We start from the raw sequence: 23,898 nt of genomic DNA, 5'->3' as shown, positions 1-23,898 counted from the left end.
GCTCAGCGGACCACGGCAATGTCAGTGTCGCGGACATATTCACCGTAGAATCCGCGCCAGTGGGCAATCGAAAAGACGAGCACGATCATCGCCATGCCCTGATGGGCAAGCGCCCAGTCGATCGGCACGGCCCAGATCAGCGTGACGATGCCCAGCATCGCCTGGATCAGCACAAGCCCGAGGAGAACGAGGCCACGGTTGGCATGGGGCGAATTCGGCAGCCGGAGGTTCAGGTAGACGAACTGCACCACGACAACCAGGATCAGCAGATAGGCGTTCATCCGGTGCAGGAACTGCACGGTCTTGACGTTTTCGAAGGCATTGATCCAGAGCGGGCTCATGGCATCAAGACCATCGGGAATGAGCGCGCCATCCATGAGGGGCCAGGTGTTGTAGGTCAGCCCGGCATCGAGCCCGGCGACCAGCGCGCCGAGATAGATCTGAAGGAGAACGAGGACCGCTGTGAATGCCGCAAAATGAGAGGCGCCGCTATGCGGATAGAGCTGACCGCTATGGCGGCACAGGCCGCGCCATACCCAGGCGACGGAAGCGAAGATAAGACAGGCGACCGTCAGATGGACCGCTAGCCGATATTGGCTGACATCCACCCGCTGAGTGAGTCCGGATGCCACCATCCACCAGCCGATGGCGCCCTGCAGGCCACCGAGCAGAAAGATGCCGGCCAGCGGTAGCCGCAGACGGCGCTCGAGCCGTCCCGTCAGCCAGAAGAAGGCAAGCGGAAGGCCGAAAATCACCCCGATCGAGCGCGCCAGAAGCCGGTGCGCCCATTCCCACCAGAAGATCGACTTGAACTCCTCGACGGTCATGTCCTTGTTGATCTGCGAGAATTCCGGAATCTTCTGGTAGAGGCTGAACTCCTCGTCCCACTCCTCCGCCGACAGCGGCGGGATGACGCCGTGGATCGGCTTCCATTCCGTGATCGACAGGCCGGAATCGGTCAGGCGCGTGGCACCCCCGACAAGCACGAGCGCAAAGATCGCGACCAGCACGACACCGAGCCAGATGCGGACAGACCGCCTGTTGCGGTCAATCCGTTCTATTTCCTTGAAAATGCGCGCGTCCGCTTGTATTGCCGTGTCAGTCATCGGGGCTTCCTTTCGATGGCAAGATCTGCAACAGCGTTGCCGGCAAGGCAAGCGGAAAACAGGGATGGTGAGACAATATGCCCACCACAGTTCGCAAACTCATCGGCACCGTCCTTATCATCATTCTGGTCATCGCCTATGCCCTGATTGCCACGACGGTTGCTGCCGCGCTCCTGGCCACCTCGCCCTGGTATGTGCATTTCGCCTATTTCCTGTTTACCGGTCTTTTCTGGATCCTGCCGGCCATGCTGATTATCCGCTGGATGCTGAAACCGGCAGCAAAATAGACAATAGATAATTTCCGTCAGGCACTTATACGGGTCGTTAACCAGCCCGGACCAAATAGACGGGAACAACCGGCGGAATTAATTCTTTATCCGGTCTCCTGAGCCTAGTAGTCTAGCGAGCAATCGTGCTCGTCGGAGATTTTGCGCCGTGCAAACTGGGCAAATGAATTTTCAGATGACGGATTTCGACAGGAACACCCAAGCCGGGTCGAGCACCCGGGATTCTCTGGACCATACTCTCATGCCGGACATTCCAGAAATCGTGATCCATCGTCATATGGAACCGATCGAAGCACGCTGGCGGCAGCTTGAAACCCTCGATATCAACTCGCTTCATCAGGGATTTGACTGGTGCCGCGCGTGGATCGAGGCCTACAAGCGCCCGATCATGATCGTGGAAGGCCGCAGCAAGGACCGGACGCTCTTCATTCTTCCTCTGGAAATCGTCCGCGGCAAACTGTTCACCAAGGCCCAGTTCATCGGCGGCGATCACTCCAATATCAATACTGCCCTCGTTTCGGACGATTTCATCCATGAAGCCGATGACCGGATGATGGCGGCAATTGCATCTCAAATACGGTCGAAGGTGTCAGGCGCCGATTGCATCGTGCTCGGCAACATGCCGGCTGTCTGGCGCGGCCTCACGCTGCCCTTCAGCCGCCTGCCCTCGGTCGAAAACCAGAATCACGCCTTCGCGCTCGAGATCAAGCCGACCTTTGTCGAAACGCTCGCGCAACTGAATGCCAAGCGGCGGCGCAAGAAATACAGCGTCGGCCACCGCCGTCTGGAAGCCTTGGGCGGTTACCGCCATTCAATTGCCGAGACGGCCGACGAAAAGCGCCAGATGCTGGACCTGTTCTACAAGCAGAAGGGTCTGCGCCTCGAACAATCCGGCCTGCCCAACGTGTTCTCCTGCCCGAAAACGCGGAAGTTCTTTCATTCGCTGGCGCAACTGCCGCAAAGCGAGGGGCGTTTTGCGCTCAAGCTGCACTATCTCGAAATGACCGGCGGCGATCACAAGGGATCGATCCCGGCGATTGCCGGCCTGTCACGCAAGGGCGATCACGTCATCGTGCAATTCTGCTCGATCGGCGAGGATGCGCTGCTCTCGGCGAGCCCCGGCGAGTTGCTGTTCCATCTGATGATCGAGGATTACAACAGCCGCAACATCAAGCTGTTCGATTTCGGCATCGGCGACATGCCGTTCAAGCGCTCCTGGTGCAACATCGAGACGATCCAGATCAACGTCGCCCTGCCCCTGACGTCACTCGGCCGGCTCGCCGTGCTCAAGGAGGAAGCGGCCACGCGGCTCAAATCGACGATCAAGCAGAATCCGGCGCTTTACGGCTTCCTGCAGAAGATCCGCTCCCGCAACAGCCATGGCCGCACCGAAGAGACGGAAGACGCCGACTGATCGGATATCAGGCGGCGTGGCGGCCATTGCGCGGCTGGTCAGGACGATCCGACCCGAGAAGCAGGACGACATCCTCATATCCCGCCTCGATGAAGGCGTTGGCCACCGCTTCGATCTGCGCGTCGGAGGCAGTCCCGGCCGAAAGCACGATTTCAGCACGACCATTGCGCGCGAGGCGACGCACCCCATCGACATTGGCCGGACCGCATTCCACGATCACATGATCATAGGCCTCGGCGAGCGCATCAACGATCATCGACAGGCGATCGGCGCCGCGCATCGCGCGTTTGGCATCGGCATTGCCCTGCGGCAGGATATGGGCATCGGAATAACGATCCCCATGCAGCGTTTCCGCAATCGAAGCATCGCCGCTCAGGAGATCGGTGATGCCGGGCAGTCGGGCACTTTCGGCCATCATTCCCGTGGGAAGTGCCGAACCGGTCATGTCGATCAAGAGCGTGCGAAGGCCATGTTCCGCAATGGCGCGGGCAAGCGCAACGGTCGCATTCGAACCCTCGTCACCAGTCGGTGAAATGGCAAGCGCGACGCCGACATTGTTGTCGATCAGATGCCTGGCCACAGCCTCAACGGAGAATTCCTCTCCCGAAAGTTCGGATGCTGGCTCGGCATCCGTCGCCATAGCCTGATCGTTATCCTCGAAGGCCATCGAAAGGAGGCTGGCAACCGGCTTTTCAGCCTTTGCTTCCTCAGCTGCGGGTGCGTTGACGACAGCAGGCACGGCAACGGTGCGAACAGCCGGCTCGCTCACCGGAACCTCTTCGCCTTCAGCATCTTCATCCTGCCCGTAATCGACCGGGCGCAGGGCGCGGCCAGAGAAAAGTTCGGCCAGCATGACGAACACCGAACTCATGAGAAAACCGGCAAGTGCCGCGACAATGGTAATCGGCAGGACCTTCGGAAAATAGGGTTCGGACGCAACGGTTGCCTGCGAGACGACGCGTGCATCGGCGGGCGTGGCATTCATGTCCTGCTTGGACACGGCCTCGCGATAGCGCGCCAGATAGGTTTCGAGAAGCTGGCGCTGGGCTGTGGCTTCGCGCTCGAGCGCCTTTAGCCCCACTTCCTTTTCTTCACCATTGGCATTGTCGGCCTTCACGGAATTGAGTTGCTGCAGCAACTGCTGCTCGCGCAGCTTGGCGACATTGGCCTCGCTTTCGAGGCTCGCAAGAATTTTCTGCGTCTCGCGGCGGATCTGTTCGGCAATACCCTGCCGCTGCGAACGCAGCGCCTTCAGTTTCGGATGCCCGTCGAGAAGCGAGGTCGACAGATCGGCGATCTGCCCCTCGATGCCGGACTGGGTTTCCTTCAGCCGCTGGATCATCGGCGAACCGACCACTTCGGCGATCGTCTCGACATCGCGGCCCGATTTCAGGGCCGAACGAACGCTCTCGGCCCGCGCTTCCGCATTGGCGCGCTCGCCGCGAACCCGCGCCAGCTCTTGCGAAATGTCATTCAGCTGGGTTTCGGAGAAAGTATTCTGTTCGCCGGTGCGGAAGATGTTCGAAGAGGCGCGATAGCTCGCAACCTTGGCTTCCGCCTCCCTCACCTTCTCGCGCAGATTGGCAATCTCGGGTTCAAGCCATTTGGCAGCTTCCGACGTCGTGTCGAGTTTGGCGCCAGCCTGCAGCGAAAGATAGACCTTCGCCATCGCATTGGGGATTTCGGCAGCCAGCCGCGCATCCTTCGACGAGAACTGGATGGCGATGACGCGCGACTTCTCGACCTGATAGACCTGCAGCTTGCGGACGAATTCGTTGAGCACCCGTTCCTCGGGCGGCACATCAAGCGGGTTCTTCATCAACCCCACCATCACCATCAGGCGTGTGACGATCGAAGGATCGCCATAGGGGTCAAATTCACGCAACTCATCGAGCTTGAGGTCGCGGGCCACCTGCTTGATGAGGTCGGCCGATTGCAGGAGCGCCACCTGGGAAGCAACGCCAGCCTCATCGAGCAGCGGCTCGGCCTGCGGTGTCGCATTCTGGTTGCGGGCAAAATCCGGCGTCCTCGTTTCGATCAGAATGCGGGATTCACTCTGATATTTGGGCGAAACGACACTCGCACCGGCAAAGGCCAGACCACCGAGAACCACTGTGGACAATAGGATGAGGCGCTTGCGGCGCCAAAGCGCGGAAATCAGGCCCGCCAGATCGATATCTGCGTCCCGCTCGTCCAAATGTCCGCCTGCCATACCCATTACTCCACAAAGATGAACGACGAAAAACTAAACAAACAAGGTAAGAGAAGAGTTAATTCCCAGCCTATTCATGCCAACCGTCAAAATTGGCTTCAAAATCCGTCAAACATCTCCGGCACTTTACCAGCTGTTAACCTTAATCGTTCGATAACAGCAGCATGCGGTCGGCCTGTTCGCGAGACTGGCGCGACTTTTCATTAAGGAATTTCGGTGGCTGGCCACATCCATGGCGCGTCACCCAACCCGCGGAGATCAAAATCGATGGCCACCGTCAGAAAGCGGCGTTTCGTTTCGATTGCGCTCATGGTCGCGGCTACTTCCGCCCTCGCCTCCTGCACATCCTACCGCCCTGCCCCGAAGGCATTCAGCGAGGCCACGATCCAGCCCTATCGCGTCGATAGCGGTGACCGGCTGCGCCTGACGGTGTTCGACCAGAAGGATCTGACCAACACCTATTCGGTCGACCAGGCCGGCTATATCGCTGTCCCCCTGATCGGAGCCGTTGCGGCGCGCGGCCGTACCGTTCAGGAACTGGAAGGTCAGGTCGCGGCCAAGTTGCGCCAGGGCTATCTGCGTGATCCGGACGTGACGATCGAGATCGATCGTTACCGCTCGATCTTCGTCATGGGCGAAGTGGGTCAGCCGGGCCAGTATGCCTATGTTCCGGGCATGACCGTTCAGAATGCCATCGCCGTCGCCGGCGGTTACAGCCCGCGCGCCAACCAGGCCAATGCCGACATTACCCGCAAGATCAATGGCGAGGTGATGACCGGCCGCGTGGTCATTTCCGATCCCGTGCTTGCAGGAGACACGATCTACATTCGCGAACGGCTGTTTTAAGCGATGGCCGATGATCGACCCTTGCGCATTCTCCATTGCTTCCGGTCGCCGGTCGGCGGGATCTTCCGCCATGTCCGCGACCTTGCAGTCGAGCAAAGCCGCGCCGGTCATTCCGTCGGCATCCTTTGCGACAGTTCCACGGGCGGTGCCCATGAGGACAAGCTGTTCCAGTCCATCATGCCCCATCTCAAACTCGGCCTCACGCGCATGCCGATCGATCGCTCGATCTCATTGCGCGACGCGCCGGTTTTCTGGCGGGGTTACAAAGAAATCAGAAGTTTGCGGCCGGATGTGTTGCACGGTCATGGCGCCAAGGGTGGCGCGATGGCCAGGCTCGCCGGCACAGCCTTGCGGGTGAACAGGTATCGCGTATCCCGCCTTTATTCGCCGCATGGCGGCAGTCTGCACTTCTCGCCGAACGCGCTGTCCGGGAAGGCCGTTTTCTGGCTCGAATGGATGCAGATGGCGCTGAGTGATGCGTTGGTCTTCGTCTGCGCCTTCGAGCGCAACACGTTCGCCGCCAAGGTCGGGCGTATCCGGGTCAGGAACGAAGTGATCTACAACGGTGTCGGCGAGGCGGATTTCGAACCGCTGCAAACCGACCCCGAAGCGGTCGATTTTCTCTATGTCGGCATGTTGCGCGACCTCAAGGGGCCGGACGTCTTCATCGAAGCTTTTGCCAAGACCGAACGGCGGCTCGGCCGCCCCCTTCGCGGCATGATGATCGGCGATGGTCCGCAAGAGCAGAAATATCTCGACATGATGACGCGCCTGGGGCTCGGCCGGCGTATCAGCATGTTTCCCGCCATGAACATCCGCGACGCCTTTCAGCTGACCCGGGCCGTGGTCGTGCCATCGCGTGCGGAATCCATGCCCTATATCGTTCTGGAGGCGCTCGCGGCCCGCAAGACGGTCATCGCCTCCGATGTGGGTGGCATTTCCGAAGTTCTCGGCAGCGACAGCCAGGCGCTGGTGCCTGCCGGCGACAGCGACCGGATGTCGAAGGCCATGGCAGACAGCATGACCGAGCCCGGCTGGGCGGCGGCCAACCTGCCCGAGCCCGGACATTTTCATGACCGCTTCAGTGCCGTAACCATGGCACGCAGGATCACGGCTCTCTATCAGGAAACCCTCGCCAAGGGTTGATCTGCTCGTCCGGACGCTTTGCCCCGTCGCCGTAAGCGTTTCTTTATCCATTTGGAGTATCGGTGGACCCAGGGTCAAAACCCAATCAGGTCTCGCGCCACGCCCGAAACCTGATTGCGTCTTGACCCGAAACCGCTGACCGGAAGAATGGCATGGAACAGGCAGATAGAAACGAAGAATTCGATATCGAGCGTCTCAGGCGCCAGGTATCCGAAATCCGCACGATTTCGGAAGACGAAAGCTCCGAGGGTCGTCGCCCGAGTGAAAGCGTCGAGCTCAATCCGTTTGCCAAGCGCGTTGCTGCGCAGTTCCGTGAGGAAAAGTTCTCGCCCTCGATCATGACGGGCATGATCCGGCTGATCGATTTCCTGGCACTCTTTGCCATCGGCCAGCTGATTAATGTCTATTATGTGCAGGATATTGGGCTCGCCGCATTCTACATGATCATTTTGAGCAGCGGTTCCGCGCTCGCGGTCCTGTTCCTGCAGGTCTCGGATTGCTACCAGATCCCGATGCTGCGCACCCCTCGCCGGGCGCTTCTGCGCATCCTCGGCGCCTGGCTGGGTGCCTTTGCCGTCATGGCGCTCGCGCTGTTCTTCTTCAAGACCTCCCAGACCTATTCGCGCGTCTGGTTTGCGGCCTGGCTCGCCATCGGCTGCATCTATTTCATCGCCGAACGGTATCTGCTCGCCTGGGGCCTGCGGCACTGGCTGCGCAATGGCGTGCTTGAGCGCCGCGCCGTCATCGTATGTGGCGGCAAGCCGGCACAGGACCTGATCCGTTCGCTCGAAAGCCAGCCGGACAACGATATCCGCATTCTGGGCGTGTTCGACGATCGTCTCGACCGCCGCTCGCCGGACCTCATTGCCGGTTATCCGAAACTCGGCACAGTCAGCGAGCTGGTCGAATTCGTCCGCGCTGCCCGCGTCGACATGCTGATCATCTCGCTGCCGATGACGGCCGAAAAGCGCATTCTCGATCTCTTGCGCAAGCTCTGGGTGCTGCCGGTTGATATCCGGATTGCGGCCCATGCCAGCAAGCTCAAGTTCCGGCCGCGCGCCTATTCGCATGTCGGCCGCATGGCGATGCTCGACGTGTTCGACAAACCGATCACGGACTGGGATTCGGTTGCCAAGCGCGCCTTCGACCTGTTCTTCGCGACAATGGCGCTCTTGACGCTGTGGCCGATCATGCTCGGGGCGGCGCTCGCCGTGAAACTGACCTCCAAGGGTCCGGTCTTCTTCGTGCAGAAGCGGCATGGCTTCAACAACGAGATCATCAACGTCTTCAAGTTCCGTTCGATGTATACCGACAAGCAGGACCTGACGGCCGCCAAGGCGGTGACCAAGGGCGATCCGCGCGTAACCCCCGTCGGTCGCTTCCTGCGCAAGAGCTCGATCGACGAATTGCCGCAGCTCTTCAACGTGCTGCGCGGCGATCTCTCGCTCGTCGGCCCGCGTCCGCATGCGGTTCTCGCCCAGAGCCACAACCGCATCTATGCCGATGTGGTCGAAGGCTATTTCGCCCGCCATCGCGTCAAGCCGGGTGTCACCGGCTGGGCGCAGATCAATGGCTGGCGTGGCGAGATCGACAGCGACGACAAGATCAAGTTCCGCACGGCCTACGACCTCTATTACATCGAGAACTGGTCACTATGGTTTGACCTCAAGATCCTGTTCCTCACGCCGATACGCCTTCTGAATACGGAAAACGCCTATTGACCGCGATTGAGACCCTACCGGCTCAGCCTTTCAAGCCTGGACGCGTGATCGTTCGCAAGACCAGCGCCGGGCTTGTGGCTTTCGGGGTGTTTCTCTCGGGTTTCGTGATTGCCGAACCGGCGCCGTTCGATCTCTTCATGGCGCTCCTGATCGCGCTCTGGTTTCTCTTCGGCCTCAAGCTGTCGCGCACCACCGGCATTCTGCTCGCCTTCATGCTCGTCTATATGGTCGGCGGCTTTCTCTCCATCACCCAGATGGAAAAGATCGGCGATGCGCCGATGTATCTCGCCATCACGCTCTTTCTGGCGCTGGCGGCCGTCTTCTTCGCCGCCATCATCGAGGATGACTGGCATCGCTTGCCGCTGATGTTCAATGCCTGGGCGGCTTCCGCCGTTATTACGGCCATGCTCGGCATCCTCGGCTATTTCAAGGCCTTTCCGGGTGCCGAAATCTTCACACGCTATGACCGCGCCATGGGCGTGTTCCAGGATCCGAACGTCTTCGGCCCCTTTCTGATCGCGCCGGCACTCTATCTCATCCATGGCATCCTGACCGGCCAGTTGCGGCACCTGCCTATAAGGGCAGGAGCGCTTGGCGTCATCACCATCGGCGTACTGCTATCCTTTTCGCGCGCCGCCTGGGCGCTCTATCTTTTCTCGGCCATGATGATGGTCCTCATCATGTTCATCAAGGAACGGTCGGGCGCCTTCCGGCTGAAGATCCTGGTCATCACGCTTGCCGGCATCCTGTTCGGCGTGGTCACCATCATCGTGGCGCTGCAGTTCGATCAGGTCTCGGAGCTTCTGACCAGCCGAACCAAGCTTGTGCAGGAATATGACGGCGCCCGCCTCGGCCGCTTCGAGCGCCACAAGCTCGGCTATCTCAGCGCCATGAGCCAGCCGCTCGGCATCGGGCCGATGGTCTTCTCGACCATCTATCCGGAAGACGAACATAATATCTGGCTGAAATCACTCACCACCTATGGCTGGCTCGGTTTCGTCACCTATATCGGCCTGGTCTGGACCTCGATCTGGTTCGGCCTGCGCTATCTGCTGCGCGACCGGCCCTGGCAGCCCTATCTGCTCATCGGCTGGATCACGCTCTGCGGCCATGAACTGATCGGCAATGTCATCGATACCGACCATTGGCGGCATCATTTCATGCTGTTCGGCATTGTCTGGGGCTGTGCGGCCCTCGAACATCGCTACCTGAAAGGCCGGATCAAATCCGCGCGCCCCTTGCCATGACCCTCCCCGCCACGACCGCCGATCGCCGCCTGACGATTCTGGAAATTCTCGAACCGAGCGGCGGCGGCTCCGGTCGCCATTTTGTCGATCTCTGCGGCGCGCTTGCCGCGCGCGGCCACAAGGTGGTAGCGATCTATTCGCCGGTGCGCGCCGAAGCCCGCTTCGTACAGGAACTCAAGGCGCTGCCGCTGGCGGGCATCCATGCCGTCTCGATGTCGCGCGCGCCCTCCTCCTCCGACATCGCCGCCTATCGAGAAATCCACAGGATCATCGCCGATGAAGGCCCGTTTGATATCGTCCATGGCCATAGTTCCAAAGCTGGCGCACTGGCCCGTATCGGTCTGCCGGGACAGAAGCCCGCCCGGATCTATACGCCGCATGCCTTCCGCACCATGGATCCGACCCTCGGCCGCATCGGCCGGCTGATCTATGGTGGCATCGAAGCAGTTCTCGGGCGTTTTTTCAGCGATGCCGTAATCTGCGTCTCCGACGACGAGAAGATCCATGCTGAGCGGTCGCTTCATATTCCAGAGCGCCTGCTCCACACCGTGGTCAATGGCGTCGTGACACCGCCATCCGGCAACCGCGATGGCATTCGTCAGAAATTGGGTGTCGACCCGGACCGGTTCCTGTTCGGCTTTGTCGGCCGGCTTTCAGCCCAGAAGGCGCCCGAGCGGCTGATCGAGGCCTTTGCGCGGATCACGTCGACCGATGCGGCGCTTGCCATCATTGGCAGCGGTGAGTTGGAAGCAGAGATGCGCACCCTTGTCTCGGCGAAAGGCTTGCAGAACCGCGTCCATTTCGCGCCCGAAATTCCCGGCGCCGAAGCGATGCAGGCCTTCGATTGCCTCGTCATGCCGTCACGCTACGAGGCGATGTCCTATGTGATGCTGGAGGCTGCCGCAGCCGGTCTGCCGATGATTCTCACGACTGTCGGTGGCGCGTCCACCGTGCTCGACGATGGACGCAACGGGATCCTCGTTGAGAATGCGGACGATCCGGCAGCGCTCGCCGCCGCCATGGATCGGATGCTCGACAAGAGCGCTTTCGCAGCCTTCAGGACCGTGGCCTCTGCGCGCCGTGATCGCTATTCGCTTGACCGGATGGTCGAAGCAACCGAAGCCGTCTATCGCATGGTTTTGCGCTAAATCCCGCAAGCGACGCACAATGGACGCGGACGCGTCCGAATACCAAATTCTCACATATCTCGATAAAAGCGGGGGAAGAAAATGGTCGGAGTGGCGGGATTCGAACCCACGACCCCTTGACCCCCAGTCAAGTGCGCTACCAGGCTGCGCTACACTCCGACCCATGCCCGAAGGCCTGCTCCGATTAGTCGTTTCGCCTATTCAGCGCAAGCGCTTTTTTGCGAAAAGTGGCGGTTCCCGCAAACGTCTTCCGCGCGGTGCGTCTCCCCTCACCGCACCTGATCGAGCAGGCGCTTGCATTCCAGAAGATCGAACAGTGCCTCCTGCAGCAGGGCGCGATCCTCCTTGCCGATACCACCACCGGACATCGTGGGTTCGCGCGCCTCCTCCCCCGGACCGATGAGTCCGAAAAAGCGACGGGTCGATGGCGCCTTCGGGCGACCGACCAGTTCGTCCTCGTCGATCGATGGCGGAGCGACTTTGGAGGTGACCGGTGCGACCGGTTCCTCCTCGGCCTGCGCGGCCAGCGCTTCCATGGTCGCGAGATCGCCGCTGGCGGCAGCCTGGACGAACTTGTTGCCGTTGGTCTTCAGGAGCTTCTGCACGCCCTTGATCGTATAGCCATGATCGTAGAGCAGATGACGGATGCCCTTCAGCAGTTCGACATCGTCCGGACGATAGTAGCGCCGGCCACCGCCACGCTTCATCGGCTTGATCTGCGGAAATCGCGTCTCCCAGAAGCGCAGCACATGTTGCGGCAGGTCGAGATCGTCGGCCACCTCACTGATGGTGCGAAATGCGTCCGGACTTTTTTCCATTGCAAGAAACTCCACCCTCACGGGACCGAACAAGGCGAGCGTCCGGCACGCCCTGTCGGGCGCCGGATTGCGGCTCTATCTATCAAAGGCCATTCGAATCAAAACGATAGTTCACGTTTTTAACGTGGACAAGCGTCTCTATGGGAAAATTGGAAGAGAGAGGTTACCCTCAGGCCTTGGCTTTCAGCTTGCGCGCGACGTGGCTCTTGAGAATGCGGCTCTTGAGCACGTTGGATGCCTTGAACGTCATGACCCGACGCGGCGAAATCGGAACTTCCTCGCCGGTCTTGGGGTTGCGGCCGATACGTTCATTCTTCGAACGCACCTGAAACGTGGCGAAGGACGAAAGCTTGACGCTTTCGCCACGCACGATCGCGTTACAGATTTCGTCGATCACGGTTTCGACCAGCTGCGCAGATTCCGTCCTCGAAAGACCGACCTTACGGAACACTGCTTCCGCCAGATCTGCACGCGTCACTGTTTTGCCGCTCATGATCCCCGCCTGTTTTGTTTTGCCAACAGATTGCTCGCAAAGACTATTTGGGTTGTCAGCGCCGGTCAAGCATATCAAGGCCTTGCGGCCAACCTTTTATGCATCCCCTATAGGTGAGGCTGCTGTTACCAGCGCAGAAGAACCGATCCCCAGGTGAAACCGCCGCCCATGGCTTCCAGCATCACCAGGTCGCCCTTCTTGATGCGACCGTCAGCGACTGCCACCGAGAGAGCGAGCGGAATGGAGGCTGCCGAAGTGTTGCCGTGCTGATCGACGGTCACCACCACCTTTTCAAGCGGCATGCCGATCTTCTTGGCGGACCCTTCGATGATTCGAATATTGGCCTGGTGCGGCACCAGCCAGTCGAGATCGTCGACCGTGATGTCGGCAGCCTTGAAGGCATCGTAAATGACATCGGTGATCATGCCGACCGCGTGCTTGAACACTTCGCGGCCTTCCATTCTCAGATGACCGACCGTGCCGGTCGATGACGGACCGCCATCGACATAGAGTTTTTCCTTGTGGCAGCCATCCGAGCGCAGATGCGAGGTCAGAACCCCGCGATCGGCCTTGGTCCCCTCGCCTTCGGCTGCTTCCAGAACGAGCGCGCCGGCGCCATCGCCGAAGAGGACGCAGGTCGTACGATCGTTCCAGTCGAGAATGCGCGAAAAGGTTTCGGCACCGATGACCAGAACGCGCTTGGCCATACCGCCGCGGATATAGAGATCGGCAGTTGCCATGGCATAGACGAAACCGGAGCACACGGCCTGCAGATCGAAGGCGGCGCCACGGGTGATGCCGAGCCGCTTCTGGATGCTGACGGCGGAGGCCGGGAATGTGTTATCCGGTGTCGATGTCGCCAGAATGATGAGATCGATGTCGGACGGTTCGAGACCGGCATTGGCAATGGCTGCACGTGCCGCCGCCTCGCCGAGCGATGCCGTCGTTTCGCCTTCGCCGGCAATGTAGCGCTGGCGAATGCCGGTACGCTGCACGATCCATTCGTCCGTTGTATCGACGAGCGTTTCCATTTCGCGATTGGTGACCACTCGGTTCGGGAGCGATGCCCCGATGCCGCGAACGATAGACCGGATCATATGCGATTACCCCGTCGCTTTGTCGTCCTGCGTTGCCTGTTCTTCCAGGTGCAGGTCCTTATATTTTTTCAAATCGGCTTCGATTTTTTCGAGCAGCCCGTTTCGGACCATGTCATAGCCGACCTTGATGGCGGCGGCATAGCCCTCGCCGTCGGTTCCGCCATGACTTTTTATGACAATACCGGTCAATCCGAGAAACACGCCGCCATTGACCTTGCGCGGATCCATCTTCTCGCGAATCCGGTCGAAAGCGCCCTTGGCGAGAATATAGCCGAGCTTGGACAGCCAAGAACGCGACATCGCCATCTTGAGATATTCGGCAATCTGACGCGCTGTCCCCTCGGCGGCCTTGAGCGCGATATTGCCGGTAAAGCCCTCGGTGACCACGACATCGACGGTACCCTTGCCGAGATCGTCGCCCTCAACGAAGCCGAAATAATCGATCGTGTCGAGATTGGCCTCACGCAGCAGGCGACCCGCCTCCTTGACCTCTTCCTGGCCCTTGATCTCCTCGACGCCGACATTGAGGAGACCGACGGTGGGGCGTGCCACTTCAAACAGCGCCCGCGCCATCGCGCCACCCATCAGCGAGAAATCGAGCAACTGGTTGGCGTCGGCGCCAATGGTTGCGCCGATATCGAGAACGATGCTCTCCCCTTTCAGCGTCGGCCATATGCCGGCGATCGCCGGACGTTCGACGCCGGCCATCATGCGCAGGCAGAATTTCGACATCGCCATCAGCGCGCCGGTATTGCCGGCCGAGACGGCAGCATGCGCTTCGCCGGTCTTCACTGCCTCGATGGCGAGCCACATCGACGAGGTGGAGCGGCCCCGGCGCAGCGCCTGGCTCGGCTTTTCATCCATGCGGATGGCCACATCGCAATGATGGAAGACCGATTTGTCCTTCAGCCTCGGATATTTCTCGAGGACCGGGCGGCAAATTTCTTCCTGGCCATAGAGCAGAAAATAGATATCGGGCTGACGCTCCAGCGCCTTGTCGGCGCCGGCCAAAGTCACTTCCGGCCCGAAATCGCCGCCCATAGCGTCGACTGCAATTTTGATCACGCGGTCCTGATCCTCGTCTTCGGGGGAAAGGTTGGCGTCAAAATAGCTTTTTTACTGCTACTGACAAGATTTTTCCCCGCCATGCTCATTTTTCGACCTTCAGACCCTTCAGAACAGCGAAGGGCGAAGGCTTGCGGTCATCCGCGGCTGTCGTCTCGATATGATCGGAAAAGGCGGCATCCTTGCGGCGCGGATAGGGATTGAGGCCGAGTGCAGCAAATTCTGCAGCGATCGCACCCGCATCGATCGAATCGCCGCTGAAGATATCGGGCAGATCCGGACCTTCGGGATCGATCACCATCTCGCCTTCGTCATTGGCGGGAATCCGTGCCAGCGCCGAGCCTTCGGGAACGAGAATATGATCGATCTCCTCCTCGATGACATCTTCGACCGGCTCCAGCGTCACGACACAGCTCTGGGTCACCTTCGCGGAGACATGGCCGATGACCTTGACGCCATCCTTCTTGTAGCGCCGGATCTTGAGATCGGCGGTCAGGGCTTCGACGCTCACGATATCCCAAAGACGCGCCAATCCCTTTCTTTGTTCGGCATCGGCCTCGATATGGAGTTCGATCGGCACATGCGAGATCGTCCCCACCTTCACCGGGTAGCTAAAGGGCACATCATCACTTGCGTTGCTCATCCCTGGCTCTCCTCTTTCGGTGCGGTGATCGTGACTTCACCACGAGCCACGACGTCATCCGGAACCGTCTTCAGGTTCGCTTCGATCTCCAGCATATAATGTGCGAGTTTTTGCATAGAAAGCGCGGGATCGGCGTTTTCCGGATGAAAATTGCGCCGAAGGGCGGCTTCAAGTTCGACAAGATCACCGGAATCGAGCGCGCGGCCATAAGAATCACCGCGACCATAGAACATGGAAGCGAATTTCTTCATCCGCTTCGGAACACCGTGATCGCTGATTCCGAGCTCGCGCATGGAATGGTCGATATCTTCGAAGAAGGCCTCGACAATGCTCTGCGCCAGCGCCTTAGAACTATCGGAAGCGCTCTGCGTGCGGCGAAAATAGAGAATGAGCACCGTCGAGAGCATCTCGAAACGGCCGATGACCGTGTCGGGCACGGCATAGCTGCGATAAAGCTCCGGCTCGCGTGCTGCGGCGGTCAGGACCGCATATTGCCGCTCGACGATTTCCTGATTGCGGCTATTTTTGCGGAACAATCCAAATATCATCAATTCGCCCTGATTTCGCGATTTGAAATGACAAGCAATTCAAGCCGCCGTGTTGCATCCTATTTAAAGCTGGTTTACCGAAGCAGGGATGAAATGCAATGGCGCGCTGTCAATTGCGTCAGGGCAACCACATATCGCCGGGTTCCGGCATCGATTCCCGTCGTCAGACTGGAACTGGGGAGACTTCGTTGAGCATGCAATATCGGTATTCCCGTATGAGAAGCGGTGCAGTCATCGCCGTGCTTCTTTCCTCGATGGCGTTGTCCTCCTGCACGACAAGCGAAGTGATCCAGAACGGCTATGTCGTTGACGAGCAGACCCTGGCGCTGGCGCCGGTCGGCTCCAGCCGCGAGCAGATCATGCTTTCGCTGGGCACCCCTTCTGCAACTGCGACCTTCGACACCGAAGTGTTCTATTACATCTCGCAGAAACGGAAGCGCGTTGCCGCCTTCATGAAGCCTTCCATTGTCGAGCAGAGCGTTCTGGCGGTCTATTTCAACAAGGATGGCGAAGTCGAGCGGTTGGCCAATTACAAGCTGCAGGATGGCCGCGTCTTCGACATGATTTCGCGGACCACCCCGACCGGCGGCGTCGAAAAGACCTTCCTCATGCGCCTGCTCAGCGGCGGCGTGAACCCGGCAGCAGCGGCCCAGTCGCTGCTTGGCCGTGGCGGACCGGGCAACAACTGATCCCGCAGCAATTCCGATGAAAACGAACAAAGGCGCGCTGGAACCCGGCGCGCCTTTTCTGTTGGGCAGTTTTGGTGATGAAGGGCAAGGCGCGCGCCCTGCCCTTCCCGATATCTGATCAGGCAAGGACCGCCAGCAGCAGCAAGGCCACGATGTTGGTGATCTTAATTGCCGGATTGACCGCCGGGCCGGCCGTATCCTTGTAAGGATCGCCGACCGTATCGCCGGTGACAGATGCCTTGTGCGCATCCGAGCCCTTCATGTGACGCACACCGTCCTTGTCGACAAAGCCGTCCTCGAAGCTCTTCTTGGCATTATCCCAGGCACCACCACCCGAGGTCATGGAGATGGCCACGAACAGGCCGTTGACGATGACACCCAGAAGAGACGCACCGAGCGCGGCGAAGGCAGACGCCTTCGACCCCGACACCAGCAGGACGCCGAAATAGACGACCAGCGGTGCGAGCACCGGCAGAAGCGATGGCACGATCATTTCCCGGATCGCGGCCTTGGTCAGAATATCGACCGCGCGACCGTAATCGGGTTTGTCCTTGCCTTCCATGATGCCCGGCATTGCCTTGAACTGGCGGCGCACTTCCTCGACGATCGAGCCGGCGGCACGACCGACGGCGGTCATTGCGATGCCGCCGAAGAGGTAGGGAATGAGACCGCCGAAGATCAGGCCGGCAACGACATAGGGGTTGGAGAGATCGAACGAGATCGCGCCCATATCCTTGAAATAGGGATATTTGTCGCCATTGGCGGCGAAATAGGCCAGATCGTTCGAATAGGCTGCAAACAGAACCAGCGCGCCGAGACCGGCAGAGCCGATGGCATAGCCCTTGGTGACGGCCTTGGTCGTGTTGCCGACAGCATCGAGCGCATCGGTAACCTTGCGCACTTCCGGCGGCAGATGGCTCATTTCGGCAATGCCACCGGCATTGTCGGTGACCGGACCGAAAGCATCGAGCGCCACGATCATGCCGGCAAGGCCAAGCATGGCAGTAACGGCAATGCCGGTGCCGAACAGGCCAGCCAGCTGGTAGGTGGCGATGATACCGCCAACGATCACGATCGCCGGCAGCGCTGTCGATTCGAGCGACACGGCCAGGCCCTGGATGACGTTGGTGCCGTGGCCGGTAACCGAAGCCTGAGCAATCGAATTGACCGGACGCTTGTTGGTGCCGGTATAGTATTCGGTAATCACGACGATCAGCGCCGTGACGACGAGACCGATCAGGGCGCAAAGGAACAGGTTGGTTCCCGTGATTTCCATGCCGTTGACGGTGCCGAGCGAACCCCAGCCGACGGTCAGCGAGGTTGCGCCGCCAATGGCCAGGATCGACAGCAGAGCGGTAACGATCAGGCCCTTGTAGAGCGCGCCCATGATATTGTTATCCGAGCCGAGCTTGACGAAGAAGGTGCCGATGATGGAGGTGATGATCGAACCGCCGCAGATCGCCAGCGGATAAAGCATCGCGCTTTCGAGAATCGGCGCACCGGCAAAGAAGATCGCCGCCAGCACCATGGTCGCGACCACCGTCACGGCATAGGTCTCGAACAGGTCTGCCGCCATGCCGGCGCAGTCACCGACATTGTCACCGACATTGTCTGCGATTGTGGCCGGATTGCGCGGATCATCTTCCGGAATGCCGGCTTCGACCTTGCCGACGAGGTCGCCACCAACATCGGCGCCCTTGGTGAAGATGCCGCCGCCGAGGCGGGCGAAAATGGAAATGAGCGAGGCACCGAATCCGAGCGACACCAGCGCGTCGATGACGTCGCGACCGCCACGGTCAAGGCCGAGCACATCGGTGAGCACCCAGTAGTAGACCGCCACGCCGAGGAGTGCCAGGCCAGCCACCAGAAGGCCGGTGATCGCACCGGACTTGAAGGCGATATCAAGACCGGCAGACAGGCTCTTGGAGGCTGCCTGCGCCGTGCGCACGTTGGCGCGCACCGACACGTGCATGCCGATGAAGCCCGCTGCACCGGACAGAACCGCGCCGATGAGGAAACCGAATGCCGCCTCTTTCGACAGCAGGAAGAATGCGAGGATGAAAACGACCACCCCGACGGCCGCAATCGTCTTGTATTGCCGCGTCAGGTAAGCCTGCGCGCCTTCGCGAATATAACCGGCAATTTCTTGCATGCGGGCATTTCCCTGGTCGGCGGCAAGCACCGTCTGGGTTGCCCAGATCGCATAGGCCACGGACAGCAGTCCGCAGACTATAACGCCAAACATTATGCTCATTCCAATCCCTCCACATGAAAACCGGCGGGCCAGAACGGTCCACCAAGAGGCTCATCGTGGCGGAAAGGCATCTCTCCTCCTGCCTTTCAACCACGGACAATCGAGCCGAAGGCGAGATTGATCGTGGACTCACGCGACGTCAAGGGTTCAGCGGCAGGAATGATCGCTGGCAACCGAAAGATTTAACGAAATTTGAACTCTTTTAACTCTGGGCAGATTTCCGTCCAAAAAGCGCCAACAGCACCAGGCCGAGAATGGCGAGCGGCCAGACCGGAAGGATCATCGCATCCCAGCCGAAGGCGCTGTAGATCTGCCCCGAAGCGAAGGAGGATAGCGCGACCAGTGTGAACAGAATGATGTCGTGGTAGCCCTGCACCTTGTCGGCTTCGTTGGGACGATAGCTGGAGGCGACGATGGCCGTCGATCCGATGAAGCCGAAGTTCCAGCCCAGTCCGAGCAGAACCAGCGCACCCCAGAAATTCCAGAGTTCAATGCCGAGATGGGCAATGAACGCGCAGGACATCAGGATCACGAGACCCGCTGCAACGATCTTCTCGGCGCCGAAACGGGCAATCAGCCGGCCGGTGAAGAAGCTGGGGGCGAACATGGCCAGCACATGGAACTGGATGCCACGGGTGGAAAGATCCGAGGAATAGCCGCAGCCATAGACCATCGCGAGCGGTGCACCCGTCATCATGAAGGTCATCAGCGCATAAGAGGAGATGCCGCAATACATGCCGGTGAGAAACCGCGGACGCAATACGATGGCGCTCAGCGGCCGCGGCGGTTCAACAGCAGTGCCGCCGTGATCGCCTAGCGCCGGCAGACGCAGGAAGGCCAGAATGAGCGCCGCGATGATCCCCATCGGCACGAATGCAACAAAGGCGCCGGCAAACATGACAGGCGTGAAGAGATCACGGGTATAGATGGCAATCTGCGGACCCAGGACGGCGGAAACGATGCCGCCCGCCAGAATCCAGGAAATCGCCGTTCCCTTGTAGAAGGACGGCGACGCATCGGCTGCGGCGAAGCGGAACTTCTGGGTGAAGCCACTCGAAATGCCGGTGAGCAGCAGACCGCCGACCAGCATCCAGAAATTGTTCTGGAACAGGGCGATTGCCGCAATCGTGCCGCCGATCGTCGACAGAAGCGCACCGATGATAAAGCTCGTGCGGCGCTGGAGCAGACGCGACAGGATCGCAACGATCACGGCACCGGCCGAGACACCGACATTGAAGCCGGTCAGCGGTGCGGTTGCCAGCGACTTGTCGTCGCCCAGCATCTGATAGGCTGCCAGTGCACCGACGGAAAAGGCGATCGGCGGCGCGCAACCGAGAATTGCCTGCGCGCATGTCAGCAGCGCCACATTCAGGCGCGCCGTTTTCAGTTGCGCCTCAAGCCCTTCCACCGTGCCTGCCGACATGCCTAACGATCCTATTTCCTGTCGCCGCGCACCTTGCGGGCAACGGCATCGAGCACGGCATTGACGAGTTTCGGCTCGTCATCGGAGAAGAAGGCGTGTGCGATCTCGACATATTCGTTGACGATCACCGCCACCGGCACGTCCTTGCGTTCGCGCAGCTCGAAAACGCCGGCGCGCAGGATGGCACGGATCGTGGCATCGAGGCGCGAGAACGGCCATCCTTCGATGAGGCTGTCGGCGATCAGAGGATCAAGTGCGGTCTGGTCGCGCACCACGCCGGCGACGATCGAGCGGAACCAGGACGGATCCGCCTTCAGATACTGGTCGCCGTCGAGTTCCTGACCCAGGCGGTAGTTCTCGTACTCGCTGACGATCTCGAGCACACCGGTTCCGGACAGCTCCATCTGATAGAGCGCCTGAACGGCGGCGAGGCGCGCAACGCCGCGCTGGTTCGCCGGCTTGACTTCCTGGTTACGGTCTTCCTTCGACATGGTTCAGGCGCCGAATTTCTGCTTGAGTTCGATCATGCTCAAAGCGGCGCGGGCGGCAAAACCGCCCTTGTCGAGCTCGGAGCGACGCGCGCGGGCCCAGGCCTGCTCGTCGGTTTCGCAAGTCAGGATGCCGTTGCCGATCGGCAGCGATTCACTGACCGCCAGATCCATGAGCGCGCGCGAGGATTCGTTGGCGACGATGTCGAAATGATAGGTCTCGCCACGAATGACGATGCCGAGCGCGACGAAACCGTCATATTCGGTTCCTTCATCATCGGCAGCATCGAGCGCCATGGCAATGGCGGCCGGGATCTCGAGCGCGCCCGGAACCGTCACGACATCGTAGCTGGCACCGGCCTGCTTGAGCGCCTCGGTGGCACCATCGAGCAGTGCATCCGACATATCATCGTAAAATCGTGCCTCGACGATCAGCAGGTGAGGCTTGGGAGCAGACTTGGACATGGTATCCTCTGGGAATTCTTTGGCACCCGCATCGGGGGGCATGACATGGGCCGGTCAAACCACGGACGGGCCAGAATGGCAAGCGAATTTTCCCGCCTTTGCCCAATCACGCTCGGAGGTGGTCGACCGCGAGATTTCCGGGCCGTGCAGCGATGCATCCTCAAAACCGGAGCCCTCTGGGTCCGAATTGACAAAAACCAGGGAGCGAACGCCCGTAAAAAGGCAAATTCCGGACAGGGAAACCTAAATTATTCTTAATGTTTTTCAATGGCTTATTGGCATTATTTTGCCGCAATCGCGGCCCAGACCAAGCCTCGTAAGCGACGGTGGACCGGACATGATACCAAGCGTTGATGATAGGAGCCAATTGCGCCGGAGCGATTTTGGTTTCCGGCGCGGAGAAAACCACAGTCGGACCAAAAGGTCCGGCGCGTATTTTCGACGACGTCCGGAGGGCAAAAGCGCCCGGCCCCACGCAATCGGTTTCTATCATTGACGCTTGGTATCCGCTCCTCGCCGCAAGTAATGGCTTCCATTTGAGAAAGGAGAAAAGCCATGAACCGCTTCCTCAAAATCACCCTCGCCACTACTCTGTCGGCCGCCATGCTGGCCGGCGCCGTACTCAGTGCCGATGCCCAGCCCAAGGGCTCGCCCCTCGGTCGACATGACACAATGACATCCGATCAGGCAGTTGGCAGCGGCAATGCCATCGATCTCGTGGCCTACAAGGTGAAGGACGAACAACAGCTCCTCAAGGGCTGGCAGGGCGGGCCGATGAACGTTATGCCGCTCGGCGAGCTCGATCGCGGCGACGTCAAGCAGGCGCTGTCCTCACGCAAGACCGACGAGCCGAAGGTGGTCGCACAGCTGCAGCAGGCGGTGCGCGGCAACGAGAAGCTCAGCCATGCCCTTGGAAAACAGGGCGTCGAGATCGACAATATCATCGGCGCCGAACAGGCTGCGGATGGCGGACTGACGATTTACATCCAGTAGCGCAACAGGACCGACGTAACCCCGAAGACCTCCAGCGAGCCCCCGCTTTCCCCGGCGGGGGTTTCGCTATTCGAATTCGCGCAAGCGCGCGGCATAACGCGCCATCGTATCGGCCTCGAAATTCACCTTGTCGCCCACCGAACGACGGCCCCAGGTCGTCACTTCGAGCGTATGGCGGATCAGCAGAACATCGAACAGATCTCCATCCACCTTGTTGACGGTGAGCGAGGTGCCATCGAGCGCAACCGATCCTTTCTGGGCCACGAATTTCGCGTGACCGGCGGGCGCCTGCAGGGTGAAGCGCGTCGCATCGCCCTCCTGCCCGATCTTGACGATCTCGGCCATGCCATCGACATGACCGGAAACGATATGGCCGCCGAGTTCATCGCCGATCTTGAGCGACCGTTCCAGATTGACCGGCGTGCCTTCGGTCCAGCTGCCGATCGTCGTCAACCGCAGGGCCTCTTCCCAGGCCTCGACCTCATGCCAGCGTTCGCCACTTGCAGGATCGGGAAGCGCCGTCACCGTCAGGCAAACGCCGGAATGAGCAATCGAGGCGCCGATATCGATCGTTGCCGGATCATAATGGGTCTCAACCCGCAGGCGGATTCCTTCGTTGAGTTTCGTGATGCTGGTGATCTTGCCGATATCGGTAACGATGCCTGTAAACATGAGACTATCCTGACTGGGCCGGCACACCGGCAATTTCGCTTCCGCTCGTCCGTATATAGTCAAGGCAACGGTCCTTGCCATAGACATGACGGCTTGTGAGGCGATAGGCTTCGGGAACGGTCTGTTCGGTAATCGGCGCTGGGATGCCATCGGTGCCGACCACGATATCGGATTGAAAGAGCATGATGCGGTCGACAAGGCCTTCATCGAGAAAGCGGCTCGCGACACCGGCGCCACCCTCGACGATCAGGGACGAAATGCCGCGTTCAGCGAGTGCGCGCAGAAGTGCATCGAGCCCCCCAGCTTCAAGCACTTCGGCACCGGCGGCGACAAGCGCCTCCTTTCGGGCCGCATCGGCCCTGGGACCGGCCACGACCAGCAGGCCGAAACCATCCGCAATCGTTTGCACCAGCCGGCTCGACAGCGGCAGCGCGAGATCGCGATCGAGCACGATGCGCAAAGGCGACCGCGATTGCATGCCGGGTAGACGGCAGCTGAGTTCCGGATCATCGGCAAGAACAGTGCCAATGCCAACGAGGATGGCATCGCTTTCGGCGCGCAGAATATGGCTCTGCGCCCGGGCCTGAGGCCCCGTGATTGCCAGTTGCCCCTCCCCCTTGCGACCCACCATGCCATCGGCGGAAACGGCAAGTTTCAGAATCACTTGCGGCGTCTTCCTGCGTTGGCGATTCAGGTAGGCTTGAAGTTCTGATTCCGCTTCTTCGCGCAGAACATCAACATCCACTTCAATTCCCGCCGCATTAAGCATGGCAATGCCGCGGCCCGAGACGCGCGGATCCGGATCCGGGCAGCCGACGACCACGCGCGCGATGCCGCTTGCGATCAGCGCGTCCGCGCAGGGCGGTGTCTTGCCGTGATGAGAGCAGGGTTCGAGCGTCACGTAGGCGGTGGCGCCGCTTGCGAGCGCGCCCGCTTCGGCCAGCGCCTGGGTTTCTGCATGCGGACGGCCCGACTTCGCCGTCACCCCGCGTCCGACGATCACACCATCACGGACGATCAGGCAGCCAACGGAGGGGTTGGAACCGGTCAGGCCGAGATGCCAGCGCGACAGGCGGATGGCGGCGGCCATATACCGATCATCGATGCGCCGCCCGGGCATCGG

At 60.2% G+C, this 23,898-nt stretch carries 23 protein-coding genes and 1 tRNA gene; 9 read left to right on the top strand and 15 right to left on the bottom strand.

Annotation, left to right across the window (positions count from 1 at the left end):
* Window positions 1–2: 2 nt before the first annotated feature.
* Complete coding sequence (locus tag Q4481_RS07495) at window positions 3–1,106, bottom strand: COX15/CtaA family protein (protein ID WP_304375709.1); 1,104 nt, start codon at window positions 1,104–1,106, stop codon at window positions 3–5.
* 77 nt (window positions 1,107–1,183) lie between these two features.
* Here Q4481_RS07495 and Q4481_RS07490 point away from each other — a divergent pair, with 77 nt between their 5' ends.
* Window positions 1,184–1,393, top strand: a complete 210-nt coding sequence (locus Q4481_RS07490) for a DUF2842 domain-containing protein (RefSeq protein ID WP_304375708.1) — start codon at window positions 1,184–1,186, stop codon at window positions 1,391–1,393.
* Window positions 1,394–1,634: 241 nt separating this feature from the next.
* On the top strand, window positions 1,635–2,807 hold the full coding sequence (locus tag Q4481_RS07485) for a GNAT family N-acetyltransferase (RefSeq protein WP_304375707.1): 1,173 nt from the start codon (window positions 1,635–1,637) through the stop codon (window positions 2,805–2,807).
* Window positions 2,808–2,814: 7 nt separating this feature from the next.
* Here the strand turns inward: Q4481_RS07485 and Q4481_RS07480 are convergent, their stop codons facing one another.
* Entirely contained in the window at window positions 2,815–5,025 is a 2,211-nt protein-coding gene (locus Q4481_RS07480; protein ID WP_438269959.1) for a GumC family protein, read from the bottom strand.
* A gap of 303 nt (window positions 5,026–5,328) precedes the next feature.
* Between Q4481_RS07480 and Q4481_RS07475 the strand changes: the two genes are divergently transcribed.
* The 5 genes from Q4481_RS07475 to Q4481_RS07455 all read left to right on the top strand — a co-directional run bounded on the left by Q4481_RS07475 (window position 5,329) and on the right by Q4481_RS07455 (window position 11,127).
* Complete coding sequence (locus Q4481_RS07475; RefSeq protein ID WP_377353594.1) at window positions 5,329–5,865, top strand: polysaccharide biosynthesis/export family protein; 537 nt, start codon at window positions 5,329–5,331, stop codon at window positions 5,863–5,865.
* A gap of 3 nt (window positions 5,866–5,868) precedes the next feature.
* Entirely contained in the window at window positions 5,869–7,011 is a 1,143-nt protein-coding gene (locus tag Q4481_RS07470) for a glycosyltransferase family 4 protein (protein WP_304375704.1), read from the top strand.
* A 152-nt stretch (window positions 7,012–7,163) separates the two neighbouring features.
* Window positions 7,164–8,732: an undecaprenyl-phosphate glucose phosphotransferase gene (locus Q4481_RS07465; protein WP_304375703.1), complete on the top strand. Its 1,569-nt coding sequence runs from the start codon at window positions 7,164–7,166 to the stop codon at window positions 8,730–8,732.
* Complete coding sequence (locus Q4481_RS07460) at window positions 8,729–9,979, top strand: O-antigen ligase family protein (RefSeq protein ID WP_304375702.1); 1,251 nt, start codon at window positions 8,729–8,731, stop codon at window positions 9,977–9,979. Before Q4481_RS07465 ends, Q4481_RS07460 begins: the two co-directional genes overlap by 4 nt.
* Window positions 9,976–11,127, top strand: a complete 1,152-nt coding sequence (locus Q4481_RS07455) for a glycosyltransferase family 4 protein (RefSeq protein ID WP_304375701.1) — start codon at window positions 9,976–9,978, stop codon at window positions 11,125–11,127. Before Q4481_RS07460 ends, Q4481_RS07455 begins: the two co-directional genes overlap by 4 nt.
* An 82-nt stretch (window positions 11,128–11,209) precedes the next feature.
* Here Q4481_RS07455 and Q4481_RS07450 read toward each other — a convergent pair.
* The 7 genes from Q4481_RS07450 to Q4481_RS07420 all read right to left on the bottom strand — a co-directional run bounded on the left by Q4481_RS07450 (window position 11,210) and on the right by Q4481_RS07420 (window position 15,791).
* Window positions 11,210–11,286 (bottom strand) — tRNA-Pro (locus tag Q4481_RS07450).
* 110 nt (window positions 11,287–11,396) lie between these two features.
* Window positions 11,397–11,945: a MerR family transcriptional regulator gene (locus tag Q4481_RS07445; RefSeq protein WP_304375700.1), complete on the bottom strand. Its 549-nt coding sequence runs from the start codon at window positions 11,943–11,945 to the stop codon at window positions 11,397–11,399.
* Between the two features lie 169 nt (window positions 11,946–12,114).
* Entirely contained in the window at window positions 12,115–12,438 is a 324-nt protein-coding gene (locus Q4481_RS07440; RefSeq protein ID WP_304375699.1) for an integration host factor subunit alpha, read from the bottom strand.
* Between the two features lie 125 nt (window positions 12,439–12,563).
* The gene (locus tag Q4481_RS07435; RefSeq protein ID WP_304375698.1) at window positions 12,564–13,535 is read right to left on the bottom strand and encodes a beta-ketoacyl-ACP synthase III; all 972 of its coding nucleotides are present in this window, start codon (window positions 13,533–13,535) and stop codon (window positions 12,564–12,566) included.
* A gap of 6 nt (window positions 13,536–13,541) precedes the next feature.
* Window positions 13,542–14,600: a phosphate acyltransferase PlsX gene (gene plsX / locus Q4481_RS07430; RefSeq protein WP_304375697.1), complete on the bottom strand. Its 1,059-nt coding sequence runs from the start codon at window positions 14,598–14,600 to the stop codon at window positions 13,542–13,544.
* A gap of 85 nt (window positions 14,601–14,685) precedes the next feature.
* On the bottom strand, window positions 14,686–15,243 hold the full coding sequence (locus Q4481_RS07425; protein ID WP_304375696.1) for a YceD family protein: 558 nt from the start codon (window positions 15,241–15,243) through the stop codon (window positions 14,686–14,688).
* Window positions 15,240–15,791, bottom strand: a complete 552-nt coding sequence (locus Q4481_RS07420; protein ID WP_304375695.1) for a ubiquinol-cytochrome C chaperone family protein — start codon at window positions 15,789–15,791, stop codon at window positions 15,240–15,242. The genes Q4481_RS07425 and Q4481_RS07420 overlap by 4 nt, the downstream gene beginning before the upstream one ends.
* Window positions 15,792–16,006: 215 nt before the next feature.
* Here Q4481_RS07420 and Q4481_RS07415 point away from each other — a divergent pair, with 215 nt between their 5' ends.
* Window positions 16,007–16,480, top strand: a complete 474-nt coding sequence (locus Q4481_RS07415; RefSeq protein WP_304375694.1) for an outer membrane protein assembly factor BamE — start codon at window positions 16,007–16,009, stop codon at window positions 16,478–16,480.
* A 118-nt stretch (window positions 16,481–16,598) separates the two neighbouring features.
* On the opposite strand, the gene Q4481_RS07410 is transcribed toward Q4481_RS07415, so the two are convergent.
* From Q4481_RS07410 to Q4481_RS07395, 4 genes are all read right to left on the bottom strand, one after another.
* Entirely contained in the window at window positions 16,599–18,734 is a 2,136-nt protein-coding gene (locus Q4481_RS07410; RefSeq protein WP_304375693.1) for a sodium-translocating pyrophosphatase, read from the bottom strand.
* Between the two features lie 202 nt (window positions 18,735–18,936).
* A complete protein-coding gene (locus Q4481_RS07405) occupies window positions 18,937–20,157 on the bottom strand; it encodes an MFS transporter (protein ID WP_304375692.1) in 1,221 nt (406 codons plus the stop codon).
* An 11-nt stretch (window positions 20,158–20,168) separates the two neighbouring features.
* Entirely contained in the window at window positions 20,169–20,648 is a 480-nt protein-coding gene (nusB, locus tag Q4481_RS07400; RefSeq protein ID WP_304375691.1) for a transcription antitermination factor NusB, read from the bottom strand.
* Between the two features lie 3 nt (window positions 20,649–20,651).
* Window positions 20,652–21,110, bottom strand: coding sequence for a 6,7-dimethyl-8-ribityllumazine synthase (locus Q4481_RS07395; protein WP_304375690.1), 459 nt, complete (start codon window positions 21,108–21,110; stop codon window positions 20,652–20,654).
* Between the two features lie 555 nt (window positions 21,111–21,665).
* Here Q4481_RS07395 and Q4481_RS07390 point away from each other — a divergent pair.
* On the top strand, window positions 21,666–22,103 hold the full coding sequence (locus tag Q4481_RS07390; RefSeq protein WP_304375689.1) for a hypothetical protein: 438 nt from the start codon (window positions 21,666–21,668) through the stop codon (window positions 22,101–22,103).
* A gap of 66 nt (window positions 22,104–22,169) precedes the next feature.
* Here the strand turns inward: Q4481_RS07390 and Q4481_RS07385 are convergent, their stop codons facing one another.
* Both Q4481_RS07385 and ribD read right to left on the bottom strand, forming a co-directional pair.
* Entirely contained in the window at window positions 22,170–22,775 is a 606-nt protein-coding gene (locus Q4481_RS07385) for a riboflavin synthase (RefSeq protein ID WP_304375688.1), read from the bottom strand.
* A gap of 4 nt (window positions 22,776–22,779) precedes the next feature.
* Window positions 22,780–23,895 (bottom strand): bifunctional diaminohydroxyphosphoribosylaminopyrimidine deaminase/5-amino-6-(5-phosphoribosylamino)uracil reductase RibD, encoded by a 1,116-nt coding sequence (gene ribD, locus Q4481_RS07380; RefSeq protein WP_304375687.1) that lies wholly within the window; start codon window positions 23,893–23,895, stop codon window positions 22,780–22,782.
* Between the last annotated feature and the right edge of the window lie 3 nt (window positions 23,896–23,898).

It is taken from the genome of Fluviirhizobium alvei (genome assembly GCF_030551875.1).
Lineage (GTDB): Bacteria > Pseudomonadota > Alphaproteobacteria > Rhizobiales > Rhizobiaceae > Rhizobium_E > Rhizobium_E alvei.
The sequence above is the reverse complement of the archived record's forward strand: the minus strand, read 5'-3'. Positions and strand labels throughout refer to the sequence as shown.